The 13,083-nt window shown below is 57.6% G+C and carries 17 protein-coding genes; 13 read left to right on the top strand and 4 right to left on the bottom strand.

Annotation, left to right across the window (positions count from 1 at the left end):
• Positions 1-250: SDR family NAD(P)-dependent oxidoreductase (locus B4F73_RS06495; protein ID WP_290482786.1), on the bottom strand; the 250-nt coding region annotated here is incomplete at its 3' end.
• A gap of 65 nt (positions 251-315) precedes the next feature.
• On the opposite strand from B4F73_RS06495, the gene B4F73_RS06490 reads away from it, so the two are divergent.
• Complete coding sequence (locus tag B4F73_RS06490) at positions 316-717, top strand: YkvA family protein (protein WP_206992088.1); 402 nt, start codon at positions 316-318, stop codon at positions 715-717.
• Positions 718-721: 4 nt separating this feature from the next.
• Positions 722-1,375, top strand: a complete 654-nt coding sequence (locus B4F73_RS06485; RefSeq protein ID WP_290482785.1) for a lysoplasmalogenase — start codon at positions 722-724, stop codon at positions 1,373-1,375.
• Here B4F73_RS06485 and B4F73_RS06480 read toward each other — a convergent pair.
• Positions 1,372-2,208 (bottom strand): TauD/TfdA dioxygenase family protein, encoded by an 837-nt coding sequence (locus B4F73_RS06480; protein WP_290482784.1) that lies wholly within the window; start codon positions 2,206-2,208, stop codon positions 1,372-1,374. The genes B4F73_RS06485 and B4F73_RS06480 overlap by 4 nt on opposite strands.
• 136 nt (positions 2,209-2,344) lie before the next feature.
• On the opposite strand from B4F73_RS06480, the gene B4F73_RS06475 reads away from it, so the two are divergent.
• From B4F73_RS06475 to B4F73_RS06435, 9 genes are all read left to right on the top strand, one after another.
• Positions 2,345-3,508 (top strand): phosphoserine transaminase, encoded by a 1,164-nt coding sequence (locus B4F73_RS06475; RefSeq protein WP_290482783.1) that lies wholly within the window; start codon positions 2,345-2,347, stop codon positions 3,506-3,508.
• 10 nt (positions 3,509-3,518) lie between these two features.
• Complete coding sequence (locus B4F73_RS06470; protein ID WP_206992084.1) at positions 3,519-3,911, top strand: contact-dependent growth inhibition system immunity protein; 393 nt, start codon at positions 3,519-3,521, stop codon at positions 3,909-3,911.
• A gap of 4 nt (positions 3,912-3,915) precedes the next feature.
• Complete coding sequence (serA, locus tag B4F73_RS06465) at positions 3,916-5,511, top strand: phosphoglycerate dehydrogenase (RefSeq protein ID WP_206992083.1); 1,596 nt, start codon at positions 3,916-3,918, stop codon at positions 5,509-5,511.
• Positions 5,512-5,623: 112 nt separating this feature from the next.
• A complete protein-coding gene (locus B4F73_RS06460) occupies positions 5,624-6,211 on the top strand; it encodes a flavodoxin family protein (RefSeq protein ID WP_290482782.1) in 588 nt (195 codons plus the stop codon).
• A gap of 67 nt (positions 6,212-6,278) precedes the next feature.
• Positions 6,279-6,860 (top strand): acyloxyacyl hydrolase, encoded by a 582-nt coding sequence (locus B4F73_RS06455; protein WP_290480540.1) that lies wholly within the window; start codon positions 6,279-6,281, stop codon positions 6,858-6,860.
• A 79-nt stretch (positions 6,861-6,939) separates the two neighbouring features.
• Positions 6,940-8,406 (top strand): flavin-containing monooxygenase, encoded by a 1,467-nt coding sequence (locus B4F73_RS06450; RefSeq protein ID WP_290482781.1) that lies wholly within the window; start codon positions 6,940-6,942, stop codon positions 8,404-8,406.
• Between the two features lie 351 nt (positions 8,407-8,757).
• Positions 8,758-9,219, top strand: a complete 462-nt coding sequence (locus tag B4F73_RS06445; RefSeq protein ID WP_290480542.1) for a hypothetical protein — start codon at positions 8,758-8,760, stop codon at positions 9,217-9,219.
• A gap of 6 nt (positions 9,220-9,225) precedes the next feature.
• Complete coding sequence (locus B4F73_RS06440; protein ID WP_290480543.1) at positions 9,226-9,429, top strand: helix-turn-helix transcriptional regulator; 204 nt, start codon at positions 9,226-9,228, stop codon at positions 9,427-9,429.
• A 355-nt stretch (positions 9,430-9,784) separates the two neighbouring features.
• Positions 9,785-10,150: a hypothetical protein gene (locus tag B4F73_RS06435; protein WP_290480544.1), complete on the top strand. Its 366-nt coding sequence runs from the start codon at positions 9,785-9,787 to the stop codon at positions 10,148-10,150.
• Positions 10,151-10,184: 34 nt separating this feature from the next.
• Here B4F73_RS06435 and B4F73_RS06430 read toward each other — a convergent pair whose 3' ends face one another.
• Both B4F73_RS06430 and B4F73_RS06425 read right to left on the bottom strand, forming a co-directional pair.
• Positions 10,185-11,126 (bottom strand): hypothetical protein, encoded by a 942-nt coding sequence (locus B4F73_RS06430; RefSeq protein WP_290480545.1) that lies wholly within the window; start codon positions 11,124-11,126, stop codon positions 10,185-10,187.
• Positions 11,035-11,778: a DUF7003 family protein gene (locus B4F73_RS06425; protein WP_206992076.1), complete on the bottom strand. Its 744-nt coding sequence runs from the start codon at positions 11,776-11,778 to the stop codon at positions 11,035-11,037. Before B4F73_RS06425 ends, B4F73_RS06430 begins: the two co-directional genes overlap by 92 nt.
• 323 nt (positions 11,779-12,101) lie before the next feature.
• On the opposite strand from B4F73_RS06425, the gene B4F73_RS06420 reads away from it, so the two are divergent.
• The gene (locus B4F73_RS06420; protein WP_290482780.1) at positions 12,102-12,722 is read left to right on the top strand and encodes a hypothetical protein; all 621 of its coding nucleotides are present in this window, start codon (positions 12,102-12,104) and stop codon (positions 12,720-12,722) included.
• A 158-nt stretch (positions 12,723-12,880) separates the two neighbouring features.
• Positions 12,881-13,083, top strand: a 203-nt coding sequence (locus tag B4F73_RS06415; protein ID WP_290482779.1) for an adenylosuccinate synthetase, incomplete at its 3' end; no start/stop codon positions are given.

Raw genomic sequence — 13,083 nt, 5'->3', positions numbered from 1 at the left:
TGACGAGGATGCGTTCCTGGCCAATGGCAGCGCGGGATTTTGCAAAGCCAGCGTCCACAGATTCTTCGTCAGTCACGTTCACCTTGCAGAAAACGCCGCCGAGTTCCTTGGCGAGAGCTTCGCCCTTCTCCTCATTGAGATCAAAAAGGGCGACTTTGACGCCCTGCGATGCCAGCTTACGGGCGGTTGCAGCACCAAGGCCAGACGCGCCACCTGTAATAACGGCAGAGATATTCGAGTTCAGTTCCATGGGCTGCTGCCCTCCCTTGTTTTTGTTGATACACTGTTGGTCTATAGTGCTGACAGGAGTTCGCAATGTCTGACGCAGCGGAAATTATCAACATGGTCAAGGACGCCGAGGGACGGTTCACACCGCAATCGGTCGAGCGCCTTGAACGCAATACGAGAGGGCTCGTGCCCAAGCTGCTGCGCGTTGCCGGAAAGATACCGTTCGCGGATGACCTTGCGGCAGCTTATTTCGCCGCGCGCGATCCTGACACGCCACTCAAGGCAAAAGGCGTTCTGTTTGCCGCCGGCGCCTATTTCGTAATGCCAATTGACTTGCTGCCGGATTTCCTGGCCGGGCTCGGTTTTACAGATGACGCAACCGTGCTGGCCACGGCACTAGGTATTGTCGGCATGCATGTGAAAGACGTGCATCGCGGAATGGCACGACGCCTGCTCCGCCTGCCGGAACCAGTCAAGCGCGCAGACTGATCCGGTGACACTTCCAACTGGCGTCCTGCTCACATCGATGGTCCTCGGCGTCCTGTACGGCACGGCCTTCTGCTGGCGACCGCACAGCCTGCTCAAGCTGATCGTGAAAACCGGCTCCACCGCCCTGCTGGCGCTGTGGGCATATTTGCTGGGAGGCCCAGTCCTGCTGGTGGCCGGGCTGGCCCTCAGTTCTCTTGGTGATTTCTTCCTTGAGGCAGACGAAAATGACAAATTCCTTCTGCCTGGCATGGGCGCGTTCTTTGCCGCGCATGTCACCTATATCGCCCTGTTCTGGGCGCTGCCCCAGGCCGACCGGACCCTGTTGATCCTCGCAGCACAGATTGGCTTGATCGCCTGCGGGGTCGTTTTCATTCGCTGGCTGGCGCCGTGGGTCACAAAGGGCATGCGTCTGCCGGTGATCGGATATGGCGGCATCATCCTGATGATGGGCGCTGCCGCCCTCAGGCTCGAGCCCGCTTATCTTCTTGTCCTGCTGGGCGCGCTCATGTTCATCGCGTCAGATGTGATCCTGTCATTTCAATTATTTGTCAGGCCAGCGGACGCGCCGAAGCCCGCCCTGCCCTCTATCGCGCTCTGGTTTCTCTATTATGGCGGTCAGGCCCTGATCGCCTGGGGCGTGCTCAGCAACCTCGCCTAGCGCGGCTTGTCACCATTGATCGTCGCCCGGCGCATGTGGCGGCGATGGCCGTGATAATCATTCAGCGCATAATGCCAGACACAGCGATTGTCCCACATGGTGACGTCGCCCTCCTGCCAGCGCACGCGGCACGTATTGCGCTCTTCCCGTGACAGGTCGAACAAATAGTTGAGCAGCGGTCGGCTTTCCTTCCGGCTCCAGCCCGCAAAGCGCAGCGTGAAAGCGGGGTTGATGAACAGGCCCTTGCGGCCCGTCTCGGGATGCGTGCGGATGACGGCGTGTTCGTATTCCGGCGCATCGGGCGCGGCTTTGGCGTCCATCGACTGGCGCACGGCAGCGGAATAGCCATCCGCGCCGTATTCCTTGCTGGCCGTATGGATGGCGGTCATGCCTTGCAGCGTGGCCTTCAGCCCATCGGACAGCCGATCATAGGCGGCCTGCTGGTCTGCGAATAATGTGTCCCCACCATAGGGCGGCACGTCGATGGCGTGCAGGACCGAGCCGAGTGCTGGCTCCTCAAGGAAGCTCATGTCGGAATGCCAGCCGCCACCGAAATTGGTTTTCTCGTCCGGCTCCTTGATGATCTCCATCAGTTCCGGATGGTCATCCATGCCCTTCACGTAAGGGTGAATGTTCAGCGTGCCGAAGCGGCGGGCAAAATCCTTCTGCTGGTCCGGCGACAGGCCATGCTGGCCGCGCAGAACAATCACCTTGTGATCCAGGAAAGCCTGATGGATCTCATCGAAATCGGCATTGGACAGCCCAGCGAGCAGGTTTGCTCCATGGATTTCGGCACCCAGAGTGCCCGACAGGCGGTGAATGGTGAGGGTCATGAGCCGAAGTGAAGCACCCCGCTACACCAGACGCAATAATGTCATTTGCGCGTCCCATAGAAATGTGAGACAGACGCGGCGGGCCAGGCGCCCCCAACGGTGCCCAGCCTATCTGTGAGGATAGGAGTAAAAACAGATGACGAATGTCGCCAAACCCGGCGTGCTGCCAGCATGCCCGCACTTTTCTTCCGGCCCGACTGCAAAGCGTCCCGGATTTTCCCTCGAAAAACTTGAAACCGCCGCTCTTGGCCGCTCTCACCGTTCCGGTGATGCGAAGAAGAAGCTGAAAGCCGCGATTGACCGGTCGAAAGCCATTCTCGGTATTCCGGACGATTATCGCGTGGCGATCGTGCCCGCGTCTGATACCGGTGCCGTCGAGATGTGCATGTGGTCCATGCTGGGCGCAAAGCCCGTGGACGTGTTCGCCTGGGAAAGCTTCGGCCAGGACTGGGTCACCGATGCCACCAAGCAATTGAAGCTGCCTGAGTGTGAGACATACGGCGCCGACTATGGCCAGCTGCCGGATTTCTCCAAGGCGCGCGATGATGCGGACATCATCTTCACTTGGAACGGCACGACCTCTGGTGTGCGCGTGCCGAATGCAGACTGGATCAAGCCGAACCCGGACCGTGTCGTGATCTGCGACGCGACCTCTGCCGCCTTCGCGCAGGACATTGAATGGGCCAAGCTCGATGTCGTGACCTATTCCTGGCAGAAATGCCTTGGCGGGGAAGCGGCCCACGGCATGCTGATTCTGTCACCGAACGCCGTCCGCCGTCTCGAAACCTATACGCCGGATCGCGCCCTGCCGAAGCTGTTCCGCATGACCAAGGGCGGCAAGCTGAACGAGGACCTCTTCGCAGGCGCCACGATCAACACGCCAAGCATGCTGTGCGTGGAAGACTATCTTCAGGCGCTCGACTGGTGCGAAAGCCTCGGCGGCTGGACCGGCATGAAGGCCCGCTCCGACGAGAGCCTTGCGCATCTCACGGACTGGGTCGCCAAGACCGACTGGGTCGATTTCCTCTGTCCGGATGCGGATGTCCGCTCCAATACGGGCGTGACCTTCAAGATCGTTGATCCCCGCGTGGCCGGTCTCGACGAGGACGCCCAGCGCGCTTTCGTGAAGGCCATGATGAAACGGCTCGAAACCGAGAATGCCTGCTTTGACGCGGCTGGATACGCCAAGGCCCCTCCGGGACTGCGCATCTGGTGTGGCGGCTCGGTGGAACCATCCGACGTCGCCAAGCTGACGCCCTGGCTTGACTGGGCCTTCGCCCAGGAAGCTGCAACACTCTGAGGGTTACCCAATGGCAACGCTTGAAGAGCTTTCTGGCTCACGCTGGCCCGATCCCGAGTCGGATGCGACGCCGCTTGTTCGAAAGTGTGCGAAGTACGTCAAAACTGATGTATCCATGCTCACTAACGAAGGTGTTCGCTTGCTGGTCGGTCAGCGGATTCATCTGAAACATCTGCTTCCCGTGGCCCTTGGACGATTGATGTCGGACCCTTGGCTGGAAGGCGATATGTATCCCGGCGATCTTCTGAAGAACGTTGTCGGTTGCGCGGAAGAACCTGAAGCTCTGAATTTTCGAAGCCAAATTGAAGACGTCGCAAGAGTAGCTCTTGCTGCAGACATTCCCGAATTTATGCCTGACGAACTCATGTCAGGACTCCTGAAAATATTGAAAAGAGAAAATTAGACCAATGCCCAAAGTCCTTATCGGAGACAAACTCTCTCCCGCCGCCGTGGAAATCTTCCACGCGCGTGGCATCGAAACCATCACAAAGACCGGTCTGAACACGGAAGAACTGATCGCGGAAATTCCGGAATATGACGGTCTCGTCGTCCGCTCGGCCTGTAAGCCGAATGCGGACGTCATCGCCGCCGCCAAGAACCTGAAAGTCATTGGCCGCGCCGGTATCGGCGTTGACAATATCGACATCAAGGCCGCCACCGCCAAGGGCGTGGTCGTCATGAACACGCCCTTCGGCAACGCCATCACGACGGCCGAGCATGCCATCGCAATGATGTTCGCCGCCGCCCGCCAGATCCCTGCGGCGAATGCCGAGACGCAAGAGGGCAAATGGCCGAAGTCTGGCTATATGGGCACGGAAGTTTCCTACAAGACGCTCGGCCTGATCGGCTGTGGTAATATCGGCAGCCGTGTTGCCGAGCGCGCCATCGGCCTGAAGATGAAGGTCGCTGCCTATGATCCGTTCCTGACGGACGAACGCGCCGTGGAACTGGGGGTCGAAAAGGTTGAACTCGAAGACCTGCTCACCCGCGCAGACGTCATCACGCTACACGTTCCGCTGACGGAGCAGACCAGGAATGTCCTCTCCCGCGAAGCATTGGAGAAGACAAAGAAAGGCCTGATCCTGGTCAACTGTGCCCGCGGCGGCCTTGTCGACGAGGAAGCCGTGAAAGATCTGCTCGAAAGCGAGCATATCCAGGCCGCTGCCTTTGACGTGTTTGCGGTGGAGCCCGCCAAGGACAATGTGCTCTTCGGCACAAAGAACTTCATCGCCACGCCGCACCTTGGCGCGGCAACGGCCGAGGCACAGGAAAATGTCGCCCTGCAGGTTGCCGAACAGATGTCGGACTATCTGCTCTCCGGCGCCGTGACCAACGCACTCAACATGCCGTCGATCACGGCCGAGGAAGCCCCCCGCATCAAGCCATTTGCGGCGCTTGCCGAAAAGCTCGGCAGTTTTGCAGGCCAGATTTCGGATTTCGGCTATGATGAAGTCGTCATCGAATATGAAGGCGAAGTCGCTGACCTGAACCGCAAGCCACTCACGGCAGCCCTGCTGGCTGGCCTGCTGCGCGCCTCGCGCGGTGATGTGAACATGGTGTCCGCCCCGGCGATCCTTGCCGACAGCGGCGTCAAGCTGACCGAGACCAAGACCGAGGACAGCCCGGTCTATGACAGCCTGATCCGCGTCAAGGTGAAGACCAAGGCAACGAAGAACGCCCCCGAGGGCGGCTGGCGCACGCTGGCCGGCACGATCATCGCCGGTCAGCCCCGCATTGTCGAAGTGAAGGGCATGGCGCTGGAAGGCGATTTCTCGCCGGTCACGCTCTACGTCAACAATCTCGACAAGCCGGGCTTCATCGGCGCGCTCGGCCAGTTGCTCGGCGAGGCCGGCATCAATATCGCCACCTTCCATCTCGGCCGCACAGCGGCTGGCGAAGAGGCGATTGCGCTGATTGGCATTGATGCGGTGCCACCCGCAGACATGATGGAGACGCTCGAGGCCTTGCCTCAGGTACGCTATGCGAAAGTGCTGACCTTCTAGTAATTCAGGCCGGCTTTCATACCGGACTTGCATAAATCCTATTCGAATGGGGCGGGCTGATCCGAGGGATCGCCCGCCCTATTTGCTCCTTTCAACACGAAAGGACATCCTCATGACCAAGATCGCTATCGTATATCACTCAGGCTATGGCCACACGGCCAAGGTTGCCGAACATGTGCGCAAGGGCGCCGCAACCACCGGCACCGAGGTCACGCTCTACAAGGCCGAAGATCTCGCCTCCCCCGACACCGGCCCTTGGGACGAGCTGGCTGCGGCCGACGCCATCATCTTTGGCGCGCCGACTTATATGGGCTCCGCCTCAGCACCAATGAAACAGTTCATGGATGCCTCGTCCAAGGCCTGGTTCACCGATGCCTGGAAAGACAAGATCGCCGCAGGCTTCACCAATTCCGGCTCTCTGGCCGGCGACAAGTCCGGCACGCTCGCCCAGTTCGCCACGCTCGCCGCGCAGCAAGGCATGATCTGGGTGAATTTCGGCATGAAGTCCGGGTTCAATGCTTCGGGCCACGATTTCTCGGAAGCGCTCAACCGCGCTGGGCATTCCAATGGACTCGCCACACAGGCCCTCACCGATCTATCCGCCGAAGATGGGCCCGACGCGGCTGATCTGAAGACGGCGGAATTGTTCGGTGAACGTGTCGCAAATGCCACCCAACGCTGGGCGCGAGGAAAAAGCTGACGGAACGCGCTTGACGGTGCCGCATTGACTTCCATCTTTGTGTATTAACGTTAATTCGGGGTAATGTATGAACCGCGCCGCCATTTTGCTGTTTTCCGCCACAACCGTCTTCGCCGGATCCGCGCAGGCCGATATTCTGAGCGAAGCCCGGCTGGGCGTGATGCAGGAAAATATCTGCGTCACCGACTGCAACAATGCCAATAAGGAGCCCGGCCAGAACATCAGCGCCGAGCTCCTTTTTAAATCCCCGGAGTTTCTGGACCTGATCTGGAGTCCCAAGCCCTATGTGATGGGCAGCCTGAGCACCAACAGCAATACAAGCTTTGGCGGCGTCGGATTGCATTGGTCCTTCCCTTTCTCGGACAAATGGTCCTTTGAACCGAGCGTGGGCTATGTGCTGCATGATGGCGAACTGAACAGCCCCTTCCCGCAGGGCAGCCCGGAAGGTGATGCGTTCACCGAAGACCATGTCCTGCTCGGGTCACGCGACCTGTTCCGCACCACGTTTGGTCTGCACTATGACATCAACGAGGCCTGGGGCGCAGAGCTGCTCTATGAACATCTCAGTCACGGCCAGATTCTCGGCAATGGCCGCAATCAGGGCCTGGACAATATCGGCGTGCGCATATCCTACAAATTCGACGGGTAAGGCTCGCGCGGCGGAACCCCTTGTGAAACGCAGGTATCGTGACACTCTTCTCCCATAAAAATAATGGGAGGATACACGCATGCCGGACAAGCATATCGTCATCATCGGCGCTGGCCTGGGCGGACTGACCGCCGCCATCAAGCTGCAGGAAGCCGGCTACGACTTCACGATTCTGGAACAGGCAGACCGGGTCGGCGGCACCTGGGCGCAAAACACCTATCCGGGATGTGCTTGTGACGTTCCCGTCGCCGCCTACCAGCTCTCCTTTGCGCAGTCGATGAACTGGACGCGCGTCTACCCGCAGCAGCCCGAAATTCAGGCCTATGCCGAGGAGATCACAGATCGTTTCCAGTTGCGCCCGAACCTCCGCCTGAACGAGGCTGCGGCAAAAGCCGTCTGGGACGAAGGCACAAAGAAATGGACCGTCACCACAGCGAAGGGCGACACGCTAGAGGCGGATGCTGTGATCGGCGCGCTGGGGCAGCTGAACCGCCCCTTCTGGCCGGACATTCCCGGCAAGGACAGCTTCAACGGACCGGTGATGCATTCTGCCGAATGGGACCATTCGGTTGACCTGGAAGGCAAGCGGATCGGCATTGTGGGCTCGGCCGCCAGCGCCGTGCAGATCATTCCCGAAGTCGCGAAAACCTGTGCCCAGGTCGGCGTGTTCCAGCGCTCGCCCAATTGGGTGATCCCGCGCAATGACCGCTTCATTGCGCCGGAGGAAATGGCGCTGATGTTCACCATCCCGGACAAGGCGATGGAATTCGCGGAAATGAACCGCAAGCTGATCTATGAGAATGCCGACTATTTCTTCTGGCAGGCTTTCGAATGGACACCTGAAGGCCGGGCCCATTTCACGCGGCTGGCCACTGATCACCTTCAGGAACAGGTCCCTGATGAAGAGATGCGCAAGAAGCTGACGCCGGACTATCCGGTCGGCTGCCGCCGTATTCTGATTTCAGACGACTATCTCACCACGCTGATGGAACCGAATGTCGACCTTGTCACCGATCACATCGCGGAGATCGTGCCGGAGGGCATCAAGACGGTAGACGGCCAGGTGCATGAATACGACGTGATCGCCTTTGCAACAGGGTTCGAAACGACGGGCTGGCGCTGGTCTGTCGACGTGATCGGCCGCAATGGCGTGACGATCGCAGATCAGTGGGACGACGGCCCGGAAGCCTATCTCGGCATCACCGTGAACGGGTTCCCGAACCTCTTTGTCCTCTACGGCCCGAACACCAATCTCGGCCACAACTCCATCACCTTCATGCTGGAGCGTCAGGTCGAATACACGATTAAGGCCCTGCAAGCGCTGGACGAGAAAGGCGCCGCCGCCCTCGTTCCGACCGAAGCGGCCCAGGAGGCCTTCAACAAGGATCTGCAGGAAAAGCTCTCGAAAACGGTCTGGGCCGATCCGGCCTGCAACAGCTGGTACAAGACCGGCTCCGGCAAGATCACCCAGAACTGGTCCGGCCACACCCGCGCCTATGCCGACGCCGTCGCCGAGGTGAAGCTGGAGGATTATGAGCTGGTGTGAGGGGCTTGAGGGTGACTTGGAACCTCAGGCGAACCAATGCTCGGGAGACCGGTTCATCCCGAAAGCAGCCGAAACGGCTAAACGAAATTGAATGTCAGAAAATCGCCAAGAGTGGTCATCGCGTAAGAATCGCTGAGTGGCCGACTTGGGGCGAGTTTAAGCCGCTCAGCTCAGGTCTATTCTCGGCGTCGGCGCAGCGGTCTATTTTAGCGTTTGAAAATCCATCTACACAGTTTGTTTCAGCATTGCATGCAAAGCACACTTGTCATTTCAGTTTGGGCATGCCAAGTAAGCTTTGCATATCTCAGTCGCTTCAGAGCCTCTGCAGGCGACGCAATAAAGGAACGCACAATGTCTTGGCTCAATAAACCCTATTCAATGCTCGCGCTCACCACGATCATGATCGGTCTACCGGTCATGTTCATTGCCGCAATTCCCTGGCTGAAACAGCAACCCGAATCCGTCGTCTACTTGTGCGCAGGCATTGCCGCGACGGGGACCGTGGTTGCGAGCTTCGTGCTTGCGATCCAGAAGCATCAGAAATTCGACGAGTGGCACCGCAGCGCCGCCCGTTTCTCGAGCCAATGGGGCTGGCTCGCGGGCGCTGGGACCATCGCAATTTTGCTCTCTTTTCCTGCCTTGCAGAATGCGATTGTTGCTGTTTCTGGAAGTCTCGGGGACGTAGCCGCCCCGGATAGAAAACTCGTCTTGATGGCCTTCACTGGCGGCTTCATGAGCGTGGTGCTTGCGCAAATGGTCTGCACGCTCTTGCTCAGTGCAGGATGGCGATACTGGATGTCGCGATCTGAGTAACAGCCAATGAAGAACCGAATGAAATCGCTGCGCCGCGAACGGGGTTGGAGCCAATCAGAGCTCGCAGCGAGGGTTGGCGTGTCTCGCAATTCGATCATATCGATCGAGAACGGTCGTTTTGATCCTTCTTTGCCGCTCGCCTTCGAGCTGGCCGCTGCCTTCGAAATGAGGATAGAAGACGTATTTCAACCTGCATCGAAAACGGATTGAGCAACACGGCCTTGGTCCGCTCCTCCGCCAGAAAAGACATCGCCAGCGTCCTTCTTGGGGCGACTTAAGCCACTCACGTCGACCCTCGCCGATGTCCAAAAAGGGCCAAAAGCTGCCCTCGATCCCGGCTAAGACCGACTAACGCGCGATCAGCTATCTAGAATTTCCCCTGAATTTTTTTCTAATCCCGCCAGATTTCTGAGGGGCAAGAAATCGCCAGAAGCGGTCAGAAATTCTCGATACTCGAATGGCAAAATAACTCAAAACCAGCCATTTAGACAGCTTTGGGGCAGGAAGGGACGTTAGAGATTTTCCCGTCTATTGGTGTTTTCGTAATTCCAACACAGGTAAACTTATGAGCGACCAGGATTTTGCGAGTTACTGGAAGGTTGATGGTGGTATCAAAGGACAAAATGGTCCCTTGATTGAACTACGTTATGATAGAGGTGACGACCACGCACGCGCGAACCTCCAACAACTGGAAATTCTGATCGAAGAACTCAAAGAGCTGGAGATTGATGAAGTTTTGTCATCACCAGAGCTCATCTCTCAGATATGGCAGATGCCGAGATGGATTATGGGTCATCAGTTTAGGTGGGAAAAAAGAGGCTACAGCGACGAGCTGTTGAACCGTCTGACAAGAATCCGCCAGGGCATCGATGCAGAACTTTTTCGGATTTTCAATAGTCGGTTTCGTCCGGTTTGGCCGACAATGGACTAAAGCAGGATTGATCCCTTCGACGCCGGGAGCTGCCCTACCGCTTGCGGGCTTCAGACAAGATAATTTCTTTAAGGTGGCTCATCGGTATCAATCGCTCGCGATCAGATGAATCTACATTTACACGCAACTCAACGGCGTTGATTTTCTCGATCATGCCGGCCTCTCCCAACTCATTGTCTAGCGCTGTGATTAGAGCGTCTCTCTTCTCCGCGGCGTTCGAAATCTCGTGAATGTCGGAATGCAGAATTAGGTCGAACATGCCATCATCAAATTTATGGACCTCGAATAGCCAACCATTCGCATTGATGCTCACCCTATCAGGTCCCCATTGAAACTGACGGCTCCATCGTTTCGGTGGTCGAAAAGGCAAAATCATCCAAGTCGATGGAGCGTCCATCTCGAGAAGTTGTTCGCGATTTCTCTTACCGGTCTCAGTAACCTTGGACCCTGACAGCGCCAGAAAGTGCTTGGAACCATTCGTATCAAACGGTCCAATTTCCCATTTGGGAATGTCCAAAATCAGCAAATGCTCTCCCAGTAGCTGAAACAGCCTGCGGTCTCGCCTAATGCTGCGAAGTTCTTCTTCGTGCTGCAGGAACCAATCCCAAAAGTGTTCGGCTGTCGGCATTCGCACTGCTCGTTGTTCTAAGTGGTAATCAAGTAGCGACATTTTTCTATAAATGCCAACGTCCGTTCTGACGCCAAGAGCAGTCATCGGTTTTTGATCGCCGAAAGGCGGGTTAGGGCCAAAAGCCGCCGGATGGTGCTGAGATTCTAATGTCTGGCTTTGCGCCCTTTTCGGAATCTGCGAGCGGCCGTTGTGGGGCGAGAATAGGACTCTCTCCGATGATCGCCTGTGAGCTCTCAAAGTGCTTTCGGGCGCTTTAGAGAAGGCCACCTTCTGGCCAATTACGCCAATTTGTATTTCCGGCTTCGCCGATTGAAAACTTGTTGGGGTCTCCAGTTTGAACGACATTGGCGAGTTTACTGAACGTGGCAACCTCACTTGGTTTTTGCCCGTTGGCTAAATCTGGGTGCTGCCAATCATCGAGAGTAATCAAATGCGGCAGTGAATTAGGGAGATTTGTTTTCCGCTCCGTTTGCGAGGCAAGTAACAGCTCTCGGTGTTGTTCGGCGAGCAGTCTGCATAGTTCGTGAACAGCTGGCCGATCAAACTCCAAGCGGATGCCGGCCGCCTCATACTCTGGGTTTGACGGAAGCGGAATAGATTTGCCTCGAATTATAACCTCACCCGATAACGCGACTAGCTCTGGATTTTCTTCGTCGATCCAGTCGTCGTTCTCTATGGGAAAGAAACTTCTGAATTCGTAATTTTGATTGTGTTTAAGGTAGTTGTTGTAAGCCTCATCGCTAGCATAGTTGGATCGAGGGTTTCTGTTCTCAACTGACGAGGCAATTGTCTGCACACTCAGGTCAGGTTGACCAGCTCTGGGTGAAAACCCAAAGATCTCGAAAACGAATGCCCAGTCTCGATCGTTGCAAAAAACCGATAAGCGCGATGCGGCCAGATATAAGTTTCCATTGTCGAGCATTGGGAACTGAAAGTTGTCCGCCGCGTCATCGAGCAGTCTCAGAACTTTTCGTTTCTTCTTTTTGTTCCCGAACATGCGATCTCCGCTTCGATCCGAACGCAGAATAGATCCATCATCACAAAAAGCAAAATGCTTACATGTGCTTCAATGAAGATTGCGAGCGGCCATTTTAGGGCGACTTAAGTCATTGGTTTCTGTAGCGCGATCGATGACGAAGGGTCAAAATTGATCTGATCAAGCGCGAATCCTTACGTCTGGAAATGCGCCCAAAGCAGAAGATACGAACAAAGCCTCCACCTCATGAAATTAGCGAGGATTTGTCCTCTCCTATCGCCCCCGCTCACGAGGATAAGCGTCCCCCAATTCGTCTGACGCACATCGCCCTCACACTTGGGCCCATGAGTGTTGACCGGTCTTTCCTCAGCATGGGGCTGGAAGTTGCGGAGCGCGCGCTGACCGATCTGGTCGCGCGTGACAATCTGCATTTGCGGCCTGAAAAGATGCCGCGCACGCGCCGGGGCAAGGCAAATGGCCGATTGAAACAAATTGAACAGATCGTCCGGCGGCTGCTCACCCTCATGGCGCTCAGCCTGCACATCGTGTTCGCGCCGCCGCGCAAGCGCGCGCAGGCCCCCGGCCTGCCGGAGGGCGTCGAGCTGGTCACCTTCCCCGCTGTGGCAGACCCCTGTTTCGCGCTGCTGCCCCGTGCGGGCGGCCCATTTCCGTCTGGACCGGTTATGGACACTTTCGGGACCTCTTATGGACCACAAGGACCGGTCCCGACCGCAAGACTGCTCGCGCGCATCCGGGCGATCCGCCGCGTCCTGAAATCCCCGGACAGCGCCGCCAAGCGCCTTGCCCGCTCCCTCCAGCGCCTCAAGGCCAGCGGCGAACCAAGGCCCATGACGGGACATGCACACAGCGCGTTCCGGCTGTCCCCGGAACTCGGGGCGCTGTCCACGGCCCTGCCGGGGCTCCTCAATGCCTCGCTTGAGGCGACATGGGAGGAGTCCGGCTGAGCCCGCGCCACACCCAGACCGATTGCCGGAGCGCAGGCCGCGTGTCCGGATAGGGGCGCATCCGCGCCTGCCTGCGACAAAGGGATTTCATTCCCCCCTCTTGCAATTGGTGGCCAAATCCTGCCCATGTCGCCGCGGACTTTGCAGGAGCAGGAATCATGGCCGGAGTAGTGGTTGTCGGGGCCCAATGGGGCGACGAAGGCAAGGGCAAGATCGTCGACTGGCTGTCCAGCCGCGCCGATGTGGTCGTCCGCTTTCAGGGCGGGCACAATGCTGGCCACACGCTGGTCATTGACGGCAAGGTGTTCAAGCTGGCCCTGCTGCCCTCCACGAGGCCGGAGGGCAGCAGGGCCAGCTTGAA

It is taken from the genome of Hyphomonas sp. UBA3601 (genome assembly GCF_002375605.1).
Lineage (GTDB): Bacteria > Pseudomonadota > Alphaproteobacteria > Caulobacterales > Hyphomonadaceae > Hyphomonas.
This window is presented reverse-complemented; position numbering and strand designations above follow the sequence as displayed.